General features: G+C 37.1%; 12 protein-coding genes. 4 read left to right on the forward strand and 8 right to left on the reverse strand.

Annotated features, from left to right (window positions below; translation table 11 throughout):
- Positions 1–125 precede the first annotated feature (125 nt).
- Positions 126–995, reverse strand: coding sequence for an aldo/keto reductase (locus CV014_RS04345; RefSeq protein ID WP_236140892.1), 870 nt, complete (start codon positions 993–995; stop codon positions 126–128).
- A 229-nt stretch (positions 996–1,224) separates the two neighbouring features.
- Here CV014_RS04345 and CV014_RS04350 point away from each other — a divergent pair, with 229 nt between their 5' ends.
- On the forward strand, positions 1,225–2,133 hold the full coding sequence (locus CV014_RS04350; protein ID WP_236140893.1) for a DUF4349 domain-containing protein: 909 nt from the start codon (positions 1,225–1,227) through the stop codon (positions 2,131–2,133).
- 195 nt (positions 2,134–2,328) lie between these two features.
- Here the strand turns inward: CV014_RS04350 and CV014_RS04355 are convergent, their stop codons facing one another.
- Together CV014_RS04355 and CV014_RS04360 are read right to left on the reverse strand one after the other, a co-directional pair.
- Complete coding sequence (locus CV014_RS04355; protein ID WP_329608326.1) at positions 2,329–3,231, reverse strand: tetratricopeptide repeat protein; 903 nt, start codon at positions 3,229–3,231, stop codon at positions 2,329–2,331.
- 243 nt (positions 3,232–3,474) lie between these two features.
- Positions 3,475–4,152: a response regulator gene (locus CV014_RS04360; protein WP_236140895.1), complete on the reverse strand. Its 678-nt coding sequence runs from the start codon at positions 4,150–4,152 to the stop codon at positions 3,475–3,477.
- A 15-nt stretch (positions 4,153–4,167) separates the two neighbouring features.
- On the opposite strand from CV014_RS04360, the gene CV014_RS04365 reads away from it, so the two are divergent.
- Positions 4,168–4,323 carry a hypothetical protein gene (locus CV014_RS04365; RefSeq protein WP_236140896.1) on the forward strand — a complete coding sequence of 52 codons (156 nt, stop codon included), beginning with the start codon at positions 4,168–4,170 and terminating at the stop codon, positions 4,321–4,323.
- A 17-nt stretch (positions 4,324–4,340) separates the two neighbouring features.
- Here the strand turns inward: CV014_RS04365 and era are convergent, their stop codons facing one another.
- The 4 genes from era to CV014_RS04385 all read right to left on the reverse strand — a co-directional run bounded on the left by era (position 4,341) and on the right by CV014_RS04385 (position 8,581).
- Complete coding sequence (gene era / locus CV014_RS04370) at positions 4,341–5,297, reverse strand: GTPase Era (RefSeq protein ID WP_427159260.1); 957 nt, start codon at positions 5,295–5,297, stop codon at positions 4,341–4,343.
- A gap of 331 nt (positions 5,298–5,628) precedes the next feature.
- Entirely contained in the window at positions 5,629–6,747 is a 1,119-nt protein-coding gene (locus tag CV014_RS04375; RefSeq protein ID WP_236140897.1) for a succinylglutamate desuccinylase/aspartoacylase family protein, read from the reverse strand.
- A gap of 39 nt (positions 6,748–6,786) precedes the next feature.
- Positions 6,787–7,326 (reverse strand): DOMON-like domain-containing protein, encoded by a 540-nt coding sequence (locus CV014_RS04380; RefSeq protein ID WP_236140898.1) that lies wholly within the window; start codon positions 7,324–7,326, stop codon positions 6,787–6,789.
- A 139-nt stretch (positions 7,327–7,465) separates the two neighbouring features.
- Positions 7,466–8,581 carry a phosphotransferase enzyme family protein gene (locus tag CV014_RS04385; protein WP_236140899.1) on the reverse strand — a complete coding sequence of 372 codons (1,116 nt, stop codon included), beginning with the start codon at positions 8,579–8,581 and terminating at the stop codon, positions 7,466–7,468.
- Positions 8,582–8,797: 216 nt separating this feature from the next.
- Between CV014_RS04385 and CV014_RS30325 the strand changes: the two genes are divergently transcribed.
- A complete protein-coding gene (locus tag CV014_RS30325; RefSeq protein WP_329608328.1) occupies positions 8,798–10,729 on the forward strand; it encodes an AAA family ATPase in 1,932 nt (643 codons plus the stop codon).
- Between the two features lie 101 nt (positions 10,730–10,830).
- Complete coding sequence (locus CV014_RS30330; RefSeq protein WP_329608329.1) at positions 10,831–14,436, forward strand: trifunctional serine/threonine-protein kinase/ATP-binding protein/sensor histidine kinase; 3,606 nt, start codon at positions 10,831–10,833, stop codon at positions 14,434–14,436.
- Positions 14,437–14,560: 124 nt separating this feature from the next.
- Here the strand turns inward: CV014_RS30330 and CV014_RS04395 are convergent, their stop codons facing one another.
- Positions 14,561–15,274, reverse strand: coding sequence for a hypothetical protein (locus CV014_RS04395; protein ID WP_236140900.1), 714 nt, complete (start codon positions 15,272–15,274; stop codon positions 14,561–14,563).
- Positions 15,275–15,577: the final 303 nt, after the last annotated feature.

Genomic DNA, 15,577 nt, shown 5'->3' on the forward strand with positions numbered 1-15,577 from the left:
GGGAGACAAGGTAGACAAGGTAGACAAGGTAGGAGTAATGAGTAATGAGTGCTGAGTAATGAGTGCGGACTAATGATCAATGACTAATGACCAATGACTATTAACTAATGACTAATGACTAATGACTATTTTGTCTGCTGATCTATTTTTTGGACTTCTGCTTCCGATAGTTTTACGTTGACGGCGTTTATTGAATCTTCGATGCTAGAAAGTTTGCTTGCGCCGGGGATGGGTAAGATACAAGGAGATTTAGAACGTAACCAGGCTAATACGATACAGTATACAGATACTCCTTTGGCTTGAGCTAGGTGGGCGATCGCGGGAATCTCTTCTAAGTTTTGATGGCGACGACGACCACCGAAGGGACTCCAAGGTAAAAAGGTTAATCCTGCTTGTTCGCAATACTCTAACACTCCGTCTGTTTCTGGCTGGCGTTCCCACGGACTATATTGATTCTGTACTGAAACAATCTCTACTACGTCTTGTGCTTGTTTAATTTGTGCGACGGAAAAGTTAGAAACTCCTACAAACCGAATCAAGCCTTCGGCGACGGCTTCTTTAACTGGGGCGAGGGATTCGGCAATTGTGTATTCTGGGTCTGGTGAGTGATATTGCCACAAATCAAGCGGTTTTTCACCACCTAACGCCTCAAAACTAACGCGGATAGTTTGACGCAAGTGTTCGGGGCTACCATTGCGTACCCAACTTTGATTCGGACGCATTAAACCGCCTTTAGTTGCGACAACTACTTGGCTAACATCCCCTTGGTAACTGCTGAGTGCTTTGTGGATGAGTCGTTCATTGTGGTGTTTGTCTGATTCATCTTGACAGTAGGAATCGGCAGTATCAATAAATGTTATCCCCAAATCTAAGGCTCGATGAATTAGCTGTATAGATTGCGATTCTGGGGGGCGATCGTATATTGACATGGGCATAGCACCCAAACCAATCGCACTGACGAAGATACCCGTTTTCCCTAGTTGTTGGTTTTCCATGCTTATCGCTTGAGTTGATGGCGTTGCTAAAACTATTTATTAGCGAGTTTCATTTATTTTGACATTCATCTAGAGAAATAGGGTGGAGGAAAGATGTAGCAAAATATATGGTCTTGATTTCAGTAAGTTTATCTCTATAGAAATTTCGGTTACATAAATTGCAACAATCCCAGCTTTTAATTTTCCCTCAGTGATACTGAAATTAATTACATCTATCTGAGGGTAAATAATGAGTATATCTATCACCCAGAAATTACCGCGCCAATCAGCTTTATTGATGAGTGTGCTATTAGGAGGGATGATTGTTTCTAGTTGTGCAGCTGCGCCTGACAATTTTGCTAATAAATCCTTACCGCCAAGTGCGTCAGAAAATCAAGCTGCAATCTCGGCTGATGCAGCTGCGAATGTTTCTGCAAATCCAGAAGCCCCATCAGTAAACCGTAACCGTCCTCAATTGATCAAAAAAGCGGCTATGACTTTAGTGGTGGATTCCGTAGATAAAAGTATTGATGCTGTGACAAAAATTATTAGTAAACAACAAGGTGATCTGATTAGTTTAAACGAAGATCAACCGACAAGCAGTAATTCTCGTCATACTGCATCTATACAACTACGAATTCCCCAAAATCTTTTAGAACCAACTATAGAAGAGTTAGGAAAATTAGGCACAGTTGAAAACCGTAACATTACAGCAGAAGATGTAGGTAGTCAGTTAGTTGATTTTCAAGCAAGATTAGGTAATCTTCGTAGAACAGAAGCCAATTTGCAAAAAATTATGGATCGGGCTGGTTCTGTGAGGGATATACTTGCTGTTTCAAAAGAACTCAGTAATGTCCGACAAACTATTGAACAAATTGATGCTCAGTTAAAAAGCTTACAAAATCAAGTCGCCTATTCTACTATCACTTTAAACTTAGAAGCTACTATTTCTAGCAGTAGCCCACAACGCGCGGTAGGTTCACAAGTGTATGAAACTTGGAATAATTCTACTCAATCTTTAAGCAATTTTACGGTTGGTTTATTAAAATTGGGCATTTGGTTAATAGTTTACAGTCCTTATATATTGCTTGTGGCGGCTGGTTTTTATGGTTTACGCCGTTGGCGACTTAATCATCTATCACGATTAAATCGTCAATAGTCAATAGTCATTAGTCATTAGTCATTAGTCATTAGTTATTAGTCATTAGGAAACAGAATTTTTAATTTTGACTTTTGTATGTGCAAACTTTGTAAAAACACTAGGATTCAGTTCGTAGTAAGGACTTTAGTCCTTTTCCGTTCGCGTAGCGTCTCGTAGAGAAAACTAAAGTTTTCACTACAAACCTTTAATTGTTTACCTTGTTATATTTAAATTTGGTATGAGAGTTACGTTCATGGCAATTTCTGAGCGCAATGAGATTTGTTGCTGTAAATTTTTTAGTAACCCGATGGTGTTTTGTAGGTTTGTGGTTTCTCCTTGTTGGTTAAAATATTTGACTGCTTGTCGTAAATCTGCGATCGCTGCTTGTTCATGACCTATTTGATGGTAAGCTACACCCCGATTGAGGTAGGCTTGGGCATTTTGAGGATTGAGCTGGATGGCGGCGGTAAAATCTCTGATAGCACCGGAAAAATCACCGCCTTTACCACAAACACAACCGCGATTGTAGTAAGTTCTATGATCATTGGGGTTGAAAACAATGGCTTGGGAAAAATCGTCAATGGCTGCGGATAAATCTGATAACTCAAACCAAGCCAATCCTCGGTCATTATAGATATCGGCTCGATGGAAATTAGCTGTAGGGTAAATATTCTTCAGTGCCGTATCATAATCTGAGATAGCTTGTTGATGATTTCCTAATATGGCGTAAGCTAGACCACGATTGTAATAGGCTCTAAAGTCATGGGGTTTAAGAAGTATGGCGTGATGATAGTCTCTGATCGCCTGCTGATATTTTCCTAGTCTGTAGTATGCTAATCCCCGATTGAGATATGCTTCTACGTTTTGAGGGATGAGATGTAGAGCTTGATTGCAATCAGCGATCGCATTTTGATAATCTGCTAATTGTAGATAGGCTAGACAGCGATCGCTATAAGCTGGCGCAAAATTCTTTTTTAACCGTATAGCCGCCGTCAAATCGGGAATAGCTTCTTGGTAATTCTCATGTTGTAGTTTATCTATCGCTGACTTGAGAAATACATCTGCGGTGTTCGGTTCTGGAACTATAGATAATGAGTGTGCAGGTAAAATCCACAATAGACAAACAAATGTAACCGCAATGCCAAAATTGCAGATGAATAGATAACAGCGATTCATAAGATATGGGAAATTGTGTGAGGAGAACAAAACCTGTAATTGATACACTCCTGTTAATTAAGCTGTTAAGCATATAAGAAGGCACATTGAGGCCGCAGAGGGGCAGGGGGCAGGGGGCAAGGGAGAGGGTTTACAGCTTTTGTCAGCACGAAAATGATGCAATTTAAATGACGATTAGCTTCATCACACTAAACCAGAACGCAAGGCGACAACGGCAGCTTGCACACGGTCATCTACTGCTAGTTTATTCATAATCCCTCGGACGTGGGTTTTGACGGTGTTGGGACTGAGATAGAGTTTTTCGGCTATCTCTGGGTTACTTAAACCTTCTACCATCAGTTTTAACACTTCTAATTCCCGTCCTGATAAATTAGCAGTGTTACCTGTGGGTGTGGGTGGTTTGAGATGATCGACTACTCGCCGTGCAATTTGCGGATCTAAGTAAGTCGCACCATCAACAGCCGCCGCGATCGCATTTAATAATCGCTCTACGGTCGCACCTTTGATACAATAAGCGTCTGCACCGCTAGATAGTGCGGCAATAATCTCTGTTTCCGTTTGGTGGGATGTCAACATCACTACATGAGTTTGGGGGAGTGCAGCTTTAATTTGTTGTGTAGCTGCAATTCCATCTAATCGCGGTAAACCAATATCCATCACCACTAAATCTGGCTTCAGTTTCAGTGCTGCTTGTACACCCAAATAACCATCCTCTGCTTGTCCCACAATTTCCAACTGAGGATGCACCATTAATGATTGTTCCAACCCCAATTGCATCATCGGATCATCTTCTACAATCAACACCCGCAAAGGTGAAGCATCTCTGGGTAAATTTAAGGTATAGCCAGTGTTCAAAGACATAGTTGGGAATGGGGAATGGGGAATGGGGATTGGGGATTGGGGATTGGGGATCGGGGACTGGGGATTGGGGATTGGGGCATTGGAGACAAGGTAGACAAGGTAGACAAGGTAGGAGATGAGAAAACCCGTTCCCCGTTCCCTGTTCCCTGTTCCCTGTTCCCTGTTCCCTAATGACTAATGACTATTGACTACTCTTCAACCCTATAACCTAACTCGGCTAACCTGACGCGTGAATGTCGCCATTTGGGTTGGACTTTGACGAATAACTCTAGATAGACTTTACCAGAAATCAATTTTTGAATTTGTTCTCTTGCTGAACTACCTATGGCTTTTAACATTGATCCGCCTTTGCCGATGAGAATCCCTTTTTGAGAGTCGCGTTCAACGTGGATGGTAGCCATTACACGGGTAATGTTTGGTGTTTCTTCTACTTTATCAATGGCGATCGCTACGGAGTGAGGAACTTCTTCCCGTGTCAACAGCAAAATCTGTTCGCGAATTAATTCGCCCATAATAAATCTTTCTGGTTGGTCGGTTACTAGGTCGGGTGGATAATATAAGGGGCCATAATCTAAATGTTCAATTAATGTTGTTTGCAGCTGGGGTAATTCTGCACCAGTGATGGCGGAAAATTTGACTATCGGCCATTGATGGGTAGCTGCTAACTGTTGATAACTTTCATCAAGGCTTTGGGGATTTTCTGGCTGTTCGTCAATTTTATTGACACCTAAAATTACAGGTGTGGGACTGTTAACTAGTAAGTCAGCAATGAAGCGATCGCCTGCACCACAAGCTACTGTTCCATCCACCACAAATAGGACTAAATCTACTGAATCTATCGCTATTTTAGCATTTTGCACCAGTACCTCACCTAATTGATGATGTGGCTTGTGAATTCCTGGTGTATCTACAAAAATCATCTGTGCATCTGAGGTGGTGACAATTCCCCTCAAACGGTTGCGTGTTGTTTGTGCTACGGGTGAAGTAATAGCAATTTTTTGTCCCACTAATTGATTCAGCAGCGTAGATTTACCGACGTTAGGACGGCCGATAATGCCGATAAAACCTGATTTAAACTCAGGAGGAGCTTGAGGAATCGATACTGCTTCTGATAAAGATAGGATGTGATTATCAATACTAGTCACTGTCAGTTCCACCGTTATATTTTATGGTTGAGATTTAATAGGTATAAGTTTTGACGAACACACTCGAAAAACATCAATTCACCCTAAGAAGTGCGGGGAACTAGTCTTTAATCTTAGTTTAATCTACTACTAAATATATTTTGCTTTGATTTCTTGAAAATCAGATATGAACAGACAATCAAGGAAAATTATCTTTCTATCAGGAGATTGATTTTCAGAAAATATTGTGATTTTTTTATAAAAATTACAGAGCTTTACAAATTATCTTAAATCTGTGTTTATCTTTAAAATATTTATAATTTCGACTCTAATGATTATTAACAAATATCAACTAATTAATTATTCCCATGACAAATTCACCCTGATTTACGGCTTGATTGGTGGAAATATCATAAACTAATCCATCTTCAGCCGCACAAACATCAATCACTGATGGTAGTTGACTTTCCTTGTTAAAGCTGAGGATTTGATATAGCCTTTCTCCTGCTTTGATTTTTGTACCTAAAGGGACTCTAGCTTGAATCATTCCACCTGCGATCGCATGATATTTTTGACGATAGCTACTTTTAGCAAAATACATTTCTTGAGATGAAGTACATGATAAGTTTTGCAATATATTTTTTTGAATTAAGTAATTCTTAATACCCTCCACACCTTTTGTCACAGAATCAGGATTAATCTGCATACCTGCACCTAATTCTAAAGTCCATGCTTCGACATCAAATTTAATTTCTCTACCCAATTGTCGCAAACAATCTTCTAAAGCTAACCAAGGTTTGATAAAAGCTTCATCAAAAGCATCACCATCATATTTATCTAACAGAATTCCCAAACCTAGTAAAAAATATTTAGCACTTGACTCGCGATCGCGGAAATAATAAACATAGTCTAAGCCTTGATTTGTAGAACTATGTAAATCAATTAAGTAGTCAGCATCTAGACTTAGAGACTGGAGTTGATAACGAAATAGTTCGGTGTAGGGGACACTATGAGGAGAATTGATCGCCTCTAAATTTTGGGCGAAGTATTTCTTGATGATATTTAAATAATTTTGCCGAATCGTTCTTAAATCTTCATGAATTTGCGACTTAGCAAAGGTGAGTAAATCATTATTGTGTTTTTCGTAATCCCAAAATATGCGATTCCAATCTTTATATTCATAAGCACAATGACGGCCTGGTGAAAAATGTTGTGCGCGTTCGTTAGTTCCCATCGGGTTACAAACAGGAACTAGCCAAATTTCGCCGATTAAATCATGTTCGTTTACTGATAAGAGAAATTCAATTAATTGGTGTATAACTGCATTCCCAGAGATTTCCGCACCGTGGAGGTTAGATTGGATATAAACCTTTTTTCCCGTTTTTGCACCGATGAATTTATATATTTGTAAAAATATGCGATCGCCTGAAGCCATTTGGCGTAAAAATCTAGTTTCAATTTGAGGACGCATATAAAATTAGGGAGTAGGGAATAGGATTTAAAGATTTACTCATAAAATAATTATGAAACTATCTCTCAGATGAAAATCAGCCTCAGCACCTTTATGAACTAACGCCCAGTATGTTACATGATTATCTATTTGTTTCACAACAGTAGTAATTGCAACTTCTAAAGATTGTGCAGACGGGATAATTTGATTTAAATCAAAATTCAATGAAAGCATCAAACTATCTGGCTGAGATTGCACAATAAAAGGAAGTTGATTAAAGGCTATTTCCTCTTGCATTCCTCGACGATAATCATCAAATCTATATATGTTCCAATCTCCAGCCGGAGAAAGATTAAATTCCCAATAACGGGAATAATTCTGCATACCTAAGAAAAACTCAAAACAAGTATTTTCCCATAGTTCATTTTTGCGATTTGGTATGTCTACGAGTGGAGGAATAACGACTTGTTTTAAATCACCCGTTAGTTGGTATGTAATCGCCAGTTGATTATTTTCACGGCTAATATTACCTGTGATTTTTAAATCAGGTGAAAGTTCAGCCGATGGGAACGGTTGTAAAGAAAATGTTTGTTTAGTCATTAGTTATTAGTCAATAGTCAATAGTCAATAGTCAATAGTCAATAGTCAATAGTCATTAGTCATTACTCATTACTCATTACTCATTACTCATTACTCATTACTCATTACTCATTACTCATTACTCCCCTAAACCTACATTTCATTTCATATCTTGAATGATTTGGCGAATCTGATGTTCTTGAGATTCTATACTTTCAGTCAACTTAAACTGCACGATCGCTCTTGCTAAGTTATGCTCTGGATGCTTGACTTTAAAGTAGACATTCCCTGCTAAATAGTCAGCAAAAAACCGCAGTCCCAACTCAAAGGCGATGAGGCGAATTCCATCGTACATATAGGTGTAATCGTTCTCAGTTAAAAAGGCTTTGGCGACTGCGAGATAACCCTGTAATATTCCCTGACACAAATCTGTATCAAAATAGACAGTGTCCCAGTCGGCTGTTTCCTCTCCCACTGGATTACACCCAGAACGCAAACAATCTCCAATGTCGTAATGCACTAAGCCTGGCTTCACCGTGTCTAAATCTATGACACTCACTGCTTTTTGAGTCGCAGTATCAAACATGACATTATTAATTTTGGGATCGCCGTGCATTAAGCGTAAAGGTAACTTACCTTCAGCTTTGGCATTTTCTAGGATATGAGCAAAGGTAGTGCGATCGCTCACAAATTGCAAGCAATAATTAACTTCAGGAGATGATTTTGGCGTGATTCCCGCTAAAACTTCTTGATAATGTTGCAAATAAAGCGGTGTAATATGAAATCCTACAAGGGTATCCGCTAATTTTTCCGGTGCTAAGTCGCTAATTAGGTTATGGAACATCCCCAAGGCGTAGCCAATTTCCTGCGCCTGTTCTAGACTCTGCATCGTGTCAAAAGATTGGGAATTGCCGATAAAGCTAATTGCACGCCAAAAATTACCCGTCGTATCAATACAATAGTCTTGAGCTTCCTGAGTTGATAATACGCGCGGTATTTCCCAACGGCGGTTTAAAGGCTGACGCTGTAAACTTTGGTAAATATGCTCAGTGAAGGTACGCATATTCTGCATAATCAGTTGGGGTTGACGAAACACCTGTGTATTAATGCGTTGCAGAATAAAATGCGGTTCTTGAGCATCAACAGTAACTAGAAATGTGTCATTAATATTACCACTGCCAAATGCTTGAATGTTGGTAACTGTACCTTGAGGCGCGAATTGTTCAGCAATTGTAACCAGATTTTCTAAGGTTTGCGACCTGATAACCGTTGTCATATGCGTTTTTACTACTCCCCACACACAAAATTGCACTACGGCAATAGGAAACTATAGTAACTTAAGTTTCACTCCAGGTCTGTATATAAGTGTTGCAAAGATGGGTAATGGGTTTTCCATGAGTAGAGGCGATCGCGTAAATCTTCTCGCTATGATAATGAGGCGTATCAATTGGGAAATATAGATGTTAGCAATCAATTCATAAAATTAACTCTAATGTCTATATTAACTGGTACAGAATATCCAATTGCTGGCTATCGCATCACTGAGCAAATTTACGTCAGCAGTAAAAGTCTAGTTTATCGCGCCATTAGAGAACAAGACAAAAAATCAGTCATCCTGAAGTTGATGCGCTCTGAATATCCTACCTTTAATGAAATTGCTCAATTTCGCAATCAATATACCTTAACCAAAAATCTTCAGCTTCCTGGAATTGTCAAACCCCTATCTCTGGAAAACTATCACAATAGCTATGTCTTAGTGATGGAAGATTTCCAGGGTATATCATTAAAAGAATGGCAAAAAAGCCAGCAAAAATCGCAAAAAAATCCAATTTCTCTGGATGAATTTTTTCATATTGCGATCGCCATTGCAACTATTCTTGATGGACTACATCATGAGCGCATTATTCACAAAGATATTAAACCTGCTAATATCCTCATAAATCCTACAACCAATGAAGTTAAACTGATCGATTTTAGTTTAGCTAGCATTTTACCGAGAGAAATTCAAAGTCTGATCAATCCTAATGTTTTAGAAGGGACTTTAGCTTATATTTCCCCAGAACAAACAGGCCGGATGAATCGAGGTGTTGATTATCGTTCTGACTTTTATTCTTTAGGAATCACTTTCTTTGAATTATTGACAGGTTTGTTACCTTTTAATAGTAACGAACCAATGGAATTAGTTTATTGTCACATTGCGAAAGAAGCACCTAGAGTTAACCAGATTAACTCCTGCATACCTGTAATTTTATCTGATATTGTCAACAAGCTAGTAGCGAAAAATCCTGAAGACCGTTACCAAAGTTGCCAAGGATTAAAGCATGATTTAGAAATCTGTCACAGTCAATGGCAAACACATCAATACATCACTCCATTTACACTAGGTAGCCGAGATATTTCTACACAATTTATTATTCCCGAAAAACTTTATGGCCGCCAAAAAGAAATAGAAACTTTACTCAATACTTTTGAACAAGTAACAAGTGGTAAACATGAAATACTTTTGATATCTGGGTTTTCTGGTATTGGTAAAACTGCCATCGTCAATGAAGTACATAAGCCGATAGTAGAGAGACGTAGTTATTTTATCAAGGGTAAATTTGAACAATTTCAACGTGATACACCTTTATCAGCATTAGTGCAGGCATTTAGACATTTAATTAATCAAATCCTCTCAGAAACCGATGAACAAATTCAAGCATGGAAACATAAAATATTAAGCGCGTTAGACACCCAAGGTTATATCATCACTGAGGTGATTCCTGAATTAGAGAAAATCATTGGCAAACAACCTCCTGTAGCTAAACTCCCTGGTACTGCTGATCAAAAACGCTTTAACATATTATTACAAAATTTTATTCATGTTTTTAGTAATAAAGAACATCCCCTAGTAATTTTCCTCGATGATTTGCAATGGGCAGATATAGCATCTTTAAACTTTATTCAAGTCTTAATGAGTCAGGAAACTGCTGATGATTTAAAAGTCATGACAGCACAAGATAATCAACCTGAACATGGTTTATTACTCATTGGGGCGTACAGAGAAAATGAAATATCAACAACTCATCCTCTATATTTAACCATCCAAAAAATTAATCAAGCTAATGTCAATATCAATAATGTCAATTTGCTGCCTTTAACGCCAGATGATTTAAGTCAATTAGTTGTAGAAACTCTACATTGCAGTAAAGAAGCAGCTACACCTTTAACTCAAGTCTTATTTACTAAGACCAAAGGTAATCCATTTTTCATTAATAAATTTTTGAAATCTCTTTATGACCAAGGTTTAATCACTTTAAATACTAGTGCAGGTTGCTGGGAATATGAAATTAGTAAAATTCAAGAATTGACTCTTACTGATGATGTTGTAGAGTTCATGGCGGAGCAAATTCAAAATTACCAGAAGCAACTCAAGAAGTCTTAAAAATTGCTGCTTGTATTGGCAATGAATTTGATTTACCAACTTTAGCGATCGCCTACAATAAATCTACATCAGAAACAGCATCTAATTTGTGGGAAGCATTAATGGAAGGGTTAATTATAGCTCAAGGCAGTTGCTATAATTTCCTGCTGAATGAAAATCTTCATAATCTAGATATTGCTGAAGTTACACCCAGCGACCAAGCACATCATAACTATCAGCCAACTCAATATAAATTCGTCCACGACCGCATACAGCAAGCTACTTACTCTCTCATTTCGGAAGTCGAACGCAAAAATATACATTTAGAAATTGGTCTAATCCTACTCAGGAATAGTTCAATGTCAGCGACAGAAGAAAATATTTTTCCATTGGTTAACCAATTTAATATAGCAGTAGAGTTAATTACTAATTTAGAACATCGTCATAAATTAGCCACTATGAATTTAACGGCTGGACGTAAAGCTTTAGCATCAACAGCCTACTCAGCCGCACTGAAATATCTCAGCACAGGTCTGGAACTTTTACAGTCGGACTGCTGGGATACTCAATATGAACTTGCTTTAGCCTTACATGAAACCACCGCAGAAGCTAAATATTTAAGTGGCAATTTTGAGCAAATGGAAAAGCTCATAGAAACAGTTTTAGTGAAAGCTAAAACTCTAGTCGATCAACTCAAAGTGTATGAAATTAAAATAGAAGCTTATAAAGCCCAAGGCCGTAGTTTTGACGCTATTAACACAGGCATTAAAGTCTTAAATTTATTAGGAATACCTTTCCCAGAACAGCCACAACAGCAAGATATTGCCTTAGAACTACAAAAATTACAGTTAGCTTTCGGAAATAGAAAAATTGAGGATTTGATTGCGCTACCCCAATTAATAGAAGCAGATAAACTAGCAATCATGAGAATATTCGGCAGGCTTTTACCAATTGCTTATGCTAGCAATCCTCTGATGTTTTCTCTGATAGCTCTCAAACAAGTAAATTTATCTTTTAGCTATGGTAATTGTGGTATATCATCTATAGCTTATGTAGTTTATGCAGTCATTCGTTGGAATTTATTAGGTGACTTTAACTCCTGTTATCAACTAGGTCAGCTAGGACTAAATTTATTGGCTAAATTTAACCCCAGAGAATTGATGTGTATGGGGATTTTTGTCGTCAATAACTTCACAATACATTGGCAAGAGCATCTCCAAGAAACCTTAAATTCTTTCATCAATGCCTATTCAATAGGTTTAGAAACAGGCGATTTAGAGCAAGCCGCCTACGCTCTATATATGCACTCTGAGCATTCTTTATTTCTAGGTAAAAATCTTGTAGAACTAGAAAAACAAATGCGGAGCTATTATCTAAAAATTACACAGTTAAATCAAGAAATTCCTCTACAATTACACGCAACTAATTGGCAGACAGGATTAAATCTATTGTGTTCTGAGTATCCCTGTGATCTCAAGGGTGAAGCTTATGATGAAGAAATTATGTTACCTGTGATCAAACAAGCTGGTAATCAACTGGCTATTTTATATTTCCATGTAGAAAAATTATTCTTATGTTACCTATTTGAAGATTATACACAGGCTTGGGCAAATGCTATCTGCGCCGAACAATATTTAGATACTGTCCCGGCTAAATTTGTCGTGACTATTTTCTACTTCTATAGCTCTTTATCAGCTTTAGCAATATATCCTGATAAAAATCCAGAAGAACAGAGAGAAATTTTAAAACTAGTAGCAGCGAATCAACAAAAAATGCAACAGTGGGCAGAAAATGCTCCTATGAATTTTCTACATAAATATTATCTAGTAGAAGCAGAGTTACAGCGAATTAATGGACAGCATTTAGATGCAATAGAACTCTATGATCGTGCCATAGCCTTAGCACAGGAACATGAATATATTCATGAGTCAGCATTAGCTAATGAACTAGCGGCTAAATTTTATTTACAGTGGGGTAAGCAAAAGTTTGCCCAATCTTATCTGATTGATGCTTACTATAGTTATTCGCGTTGGGGTGCTGCAACGAAACTGCGGCATTTACAAGCACGCTACCCCGAAATTTTAGCTAGTTTTATTCAACAAGATAAACTAATACCAAAAAGCCAATTTTATTCAGACATCAATTTAGATAAGTCTGCTGAAGCTTCAACTTTGACAAGTAACGATACTGTCATTAGTTCCCACAGCACTAGCATTTCTGATATGCTGGATTTAGCGGCGGTGATTAAAGCTTATCAGACCATTTCTGGAGAAATCGAACTACAAGAACTGCTTTCTAAACTAATTGAGTTAGTGATGGAAAATGCAGGAGCATCCAAGTGTGTCTTGATTTTACATGAAGAGAAAACTTCATCATTGAATGTAACAGCAGTTAGTCTGAATTCGACATTTGCCGCTACTCACACAGAATTTCTCTCCATACCCGTAGAATCTAGTGAAGATATACCTCTCACTATGATTAATTATGTCAAACGCACTCAAGAAATATTAGTTATTGATGATACTGCTAATCACGCTCCTTTGACCACAGATATTTATATCACCAATAAGAAACCTAAAAGCATTCTCTGTATCCCAATGGTGAATCAAAGTAAATTGCTGGGAATCGTATATTTAGAGAATAATCTAATTACAGCTGCATTTACACGCGATCGCCTGGAAGTAATCAAACTACTTATCACTCAAGCAGGAATTTCCTTAGAGAATGCAATGCTATATAAAAATCTAGCAGAAGCTAAAGAAAGTTTAGAGGAATACAATCACAACTTAGAAGCAAAAGTCGCAGCTAGAACCACAGAACTGCACAATAAAAATCAGAGTTTACAAGAAGCTCTACAACAATTAAAATTGACCCAATCTCAATTAATTCAAAGTGAAAAAATGTCCTCATTAGGGCAAATGGTAGCTGGAATTGCCCACGAAATTAATAATCCTATCAATTTCATTCACGCTAACCTTCTACATACAACAGAATACATTGAAAACTTACTAGACTTAATTAATATATATAAACAAGAGTATCCTGAAGACTCAACTACTATTTTAGACAAGTGTGAAGAAATTGATTTAGATTTTATAGGTGAAGATTTACCCAGAATCCTCAATTCGATGAAGGTGGGAAGTCTGCGAATCCGAGACATTGTGTTAAGTTTACGTAACTTCTCTCGCTTAGACGAAGCAGACATGAAACCAGTTGATATTCATGAAGGTATTGATAATACATTGTTAATACTACAACATAGAATCCAGAAGAATAGCAATGATAGCCAAAAACATCATGAACAAACAAAACCGGAAATTTTAATTATTAAAGAGTACGGCACATTACCTCTGGTTACTTGTTATGCTAGTCAACTCAATCAAGTATTTTTAAATATTTTGACTAACTCCATTGATGCGATAGAAAACGCAAAATCTCAAAATGCAGAATTATTAGTTAATCCTCAAATTTGCATTAGAACTGAGTTAACAAAATCTCAGGTAGTCAAAATTAGCATTAGTGATAATGGTTGTGGAATTCCAGAGACAATACAACCAAAAATATTTGATCCCTTTTTTACAACTAAACCAATCGGTAGCGGTACTGGTTTAGGTCTATCTGTGAGCTATCAAATAGTTGTAGAAAAACATAAAGGTAAACTAATCTGTAATTCTCAACCTGGAAAGGGAACAGAATTTATTATAGATATACCTCTACAACAATCTTGAGATTTTTTATTAATAAAATACCCGAATTCATAAAGAAGTCGGGTATCTATTCTTAAACAGAATATGTTAGAAACAAGTCAAATTTTACTTCTTCATGACTTGTTTATTAGAGAATTATCTTTACTTACACTCCCACAGGTACTTGGTCTAACTTGTGAGCTTTAACGTAAGCCATCCATTCATTCAGCATTTCTGTAAAATCTGCAAAAACTTGTTCCACTAAATGACAGGCTTTTGCTTCCATCTCTGGGGATATTTCTATATTTTCAATGAGATTTTCTACATCAGGTGTACCCATAGCATGACCGGTTTCTACTGCTAAATGATATTCACCAAAATAGCGGTAATTTTCTCCTGTGATTTGTTGCAATTCCCGTGCAACCTCTGCTGTCAACGACAATACAACATTTCCTGTAGCTTCATTACATTCAATAATTGCTAATTTTAAAACTGGGTCTACTTGATAAGCATAGGCTGAGAGTTTATAGCAAACTCGTCTGGCTTTGTCATTTTCTGCCCCCCAGATAAATTTCAAAGCTTCTAGATATGTCATTGGTTTATTAAAACCCAATTTTTCCATATCTTCGTAGTACCAAAGAAAATGATGGTCATCTTCATAGGAATGAACATTAATTAATTTTTGAATTGGATCATCTGTTGGTTCTTCCCGGAAGAAATATTTATTGACTTCCCAAATATTCATCACAAAAGGAGTAATACAAGGTGCAAAAGCTAATCTTTGTCTTGGAGGAATACTTTTGTCTTTTAAGAATTCGCATATTGGTAATTTTGAGAATTCTTGTTTCTTTTGTTCGATTAATGCGAGAACTGCTTTCATAGTCTTACTTTGTGATTTAATTTATTTGACTTGTTCACATTGTTGTGGTTTTTAAATTAAAAAATAACAGTAATTTTTAGTAATTTTATAAAATCGATTTTTAAGTGTTTCTTGTAAATAAATACACATCTGCTTCTATTATGAATATCTTGATTTTAAAAGGATATGACCTATGACGCAGTAATATTACTGAACAACTTTAAGAGATTTTTTTATTTTTCCTCGTCATAACTAAGAGAGACGTTTACCTCTAAATATAAAAAACAATACATATATGTTAAGTATTATTAAGGTTATTAATCT

The organism is Nostoc sp. CMAA1605, assembly GCF_021596505.1.
Lineage (GTDB): Bacteria > Cyanobacteriota > Cyanobacteriia > Cyanobacteriales > Nostocaceae > Trichormus.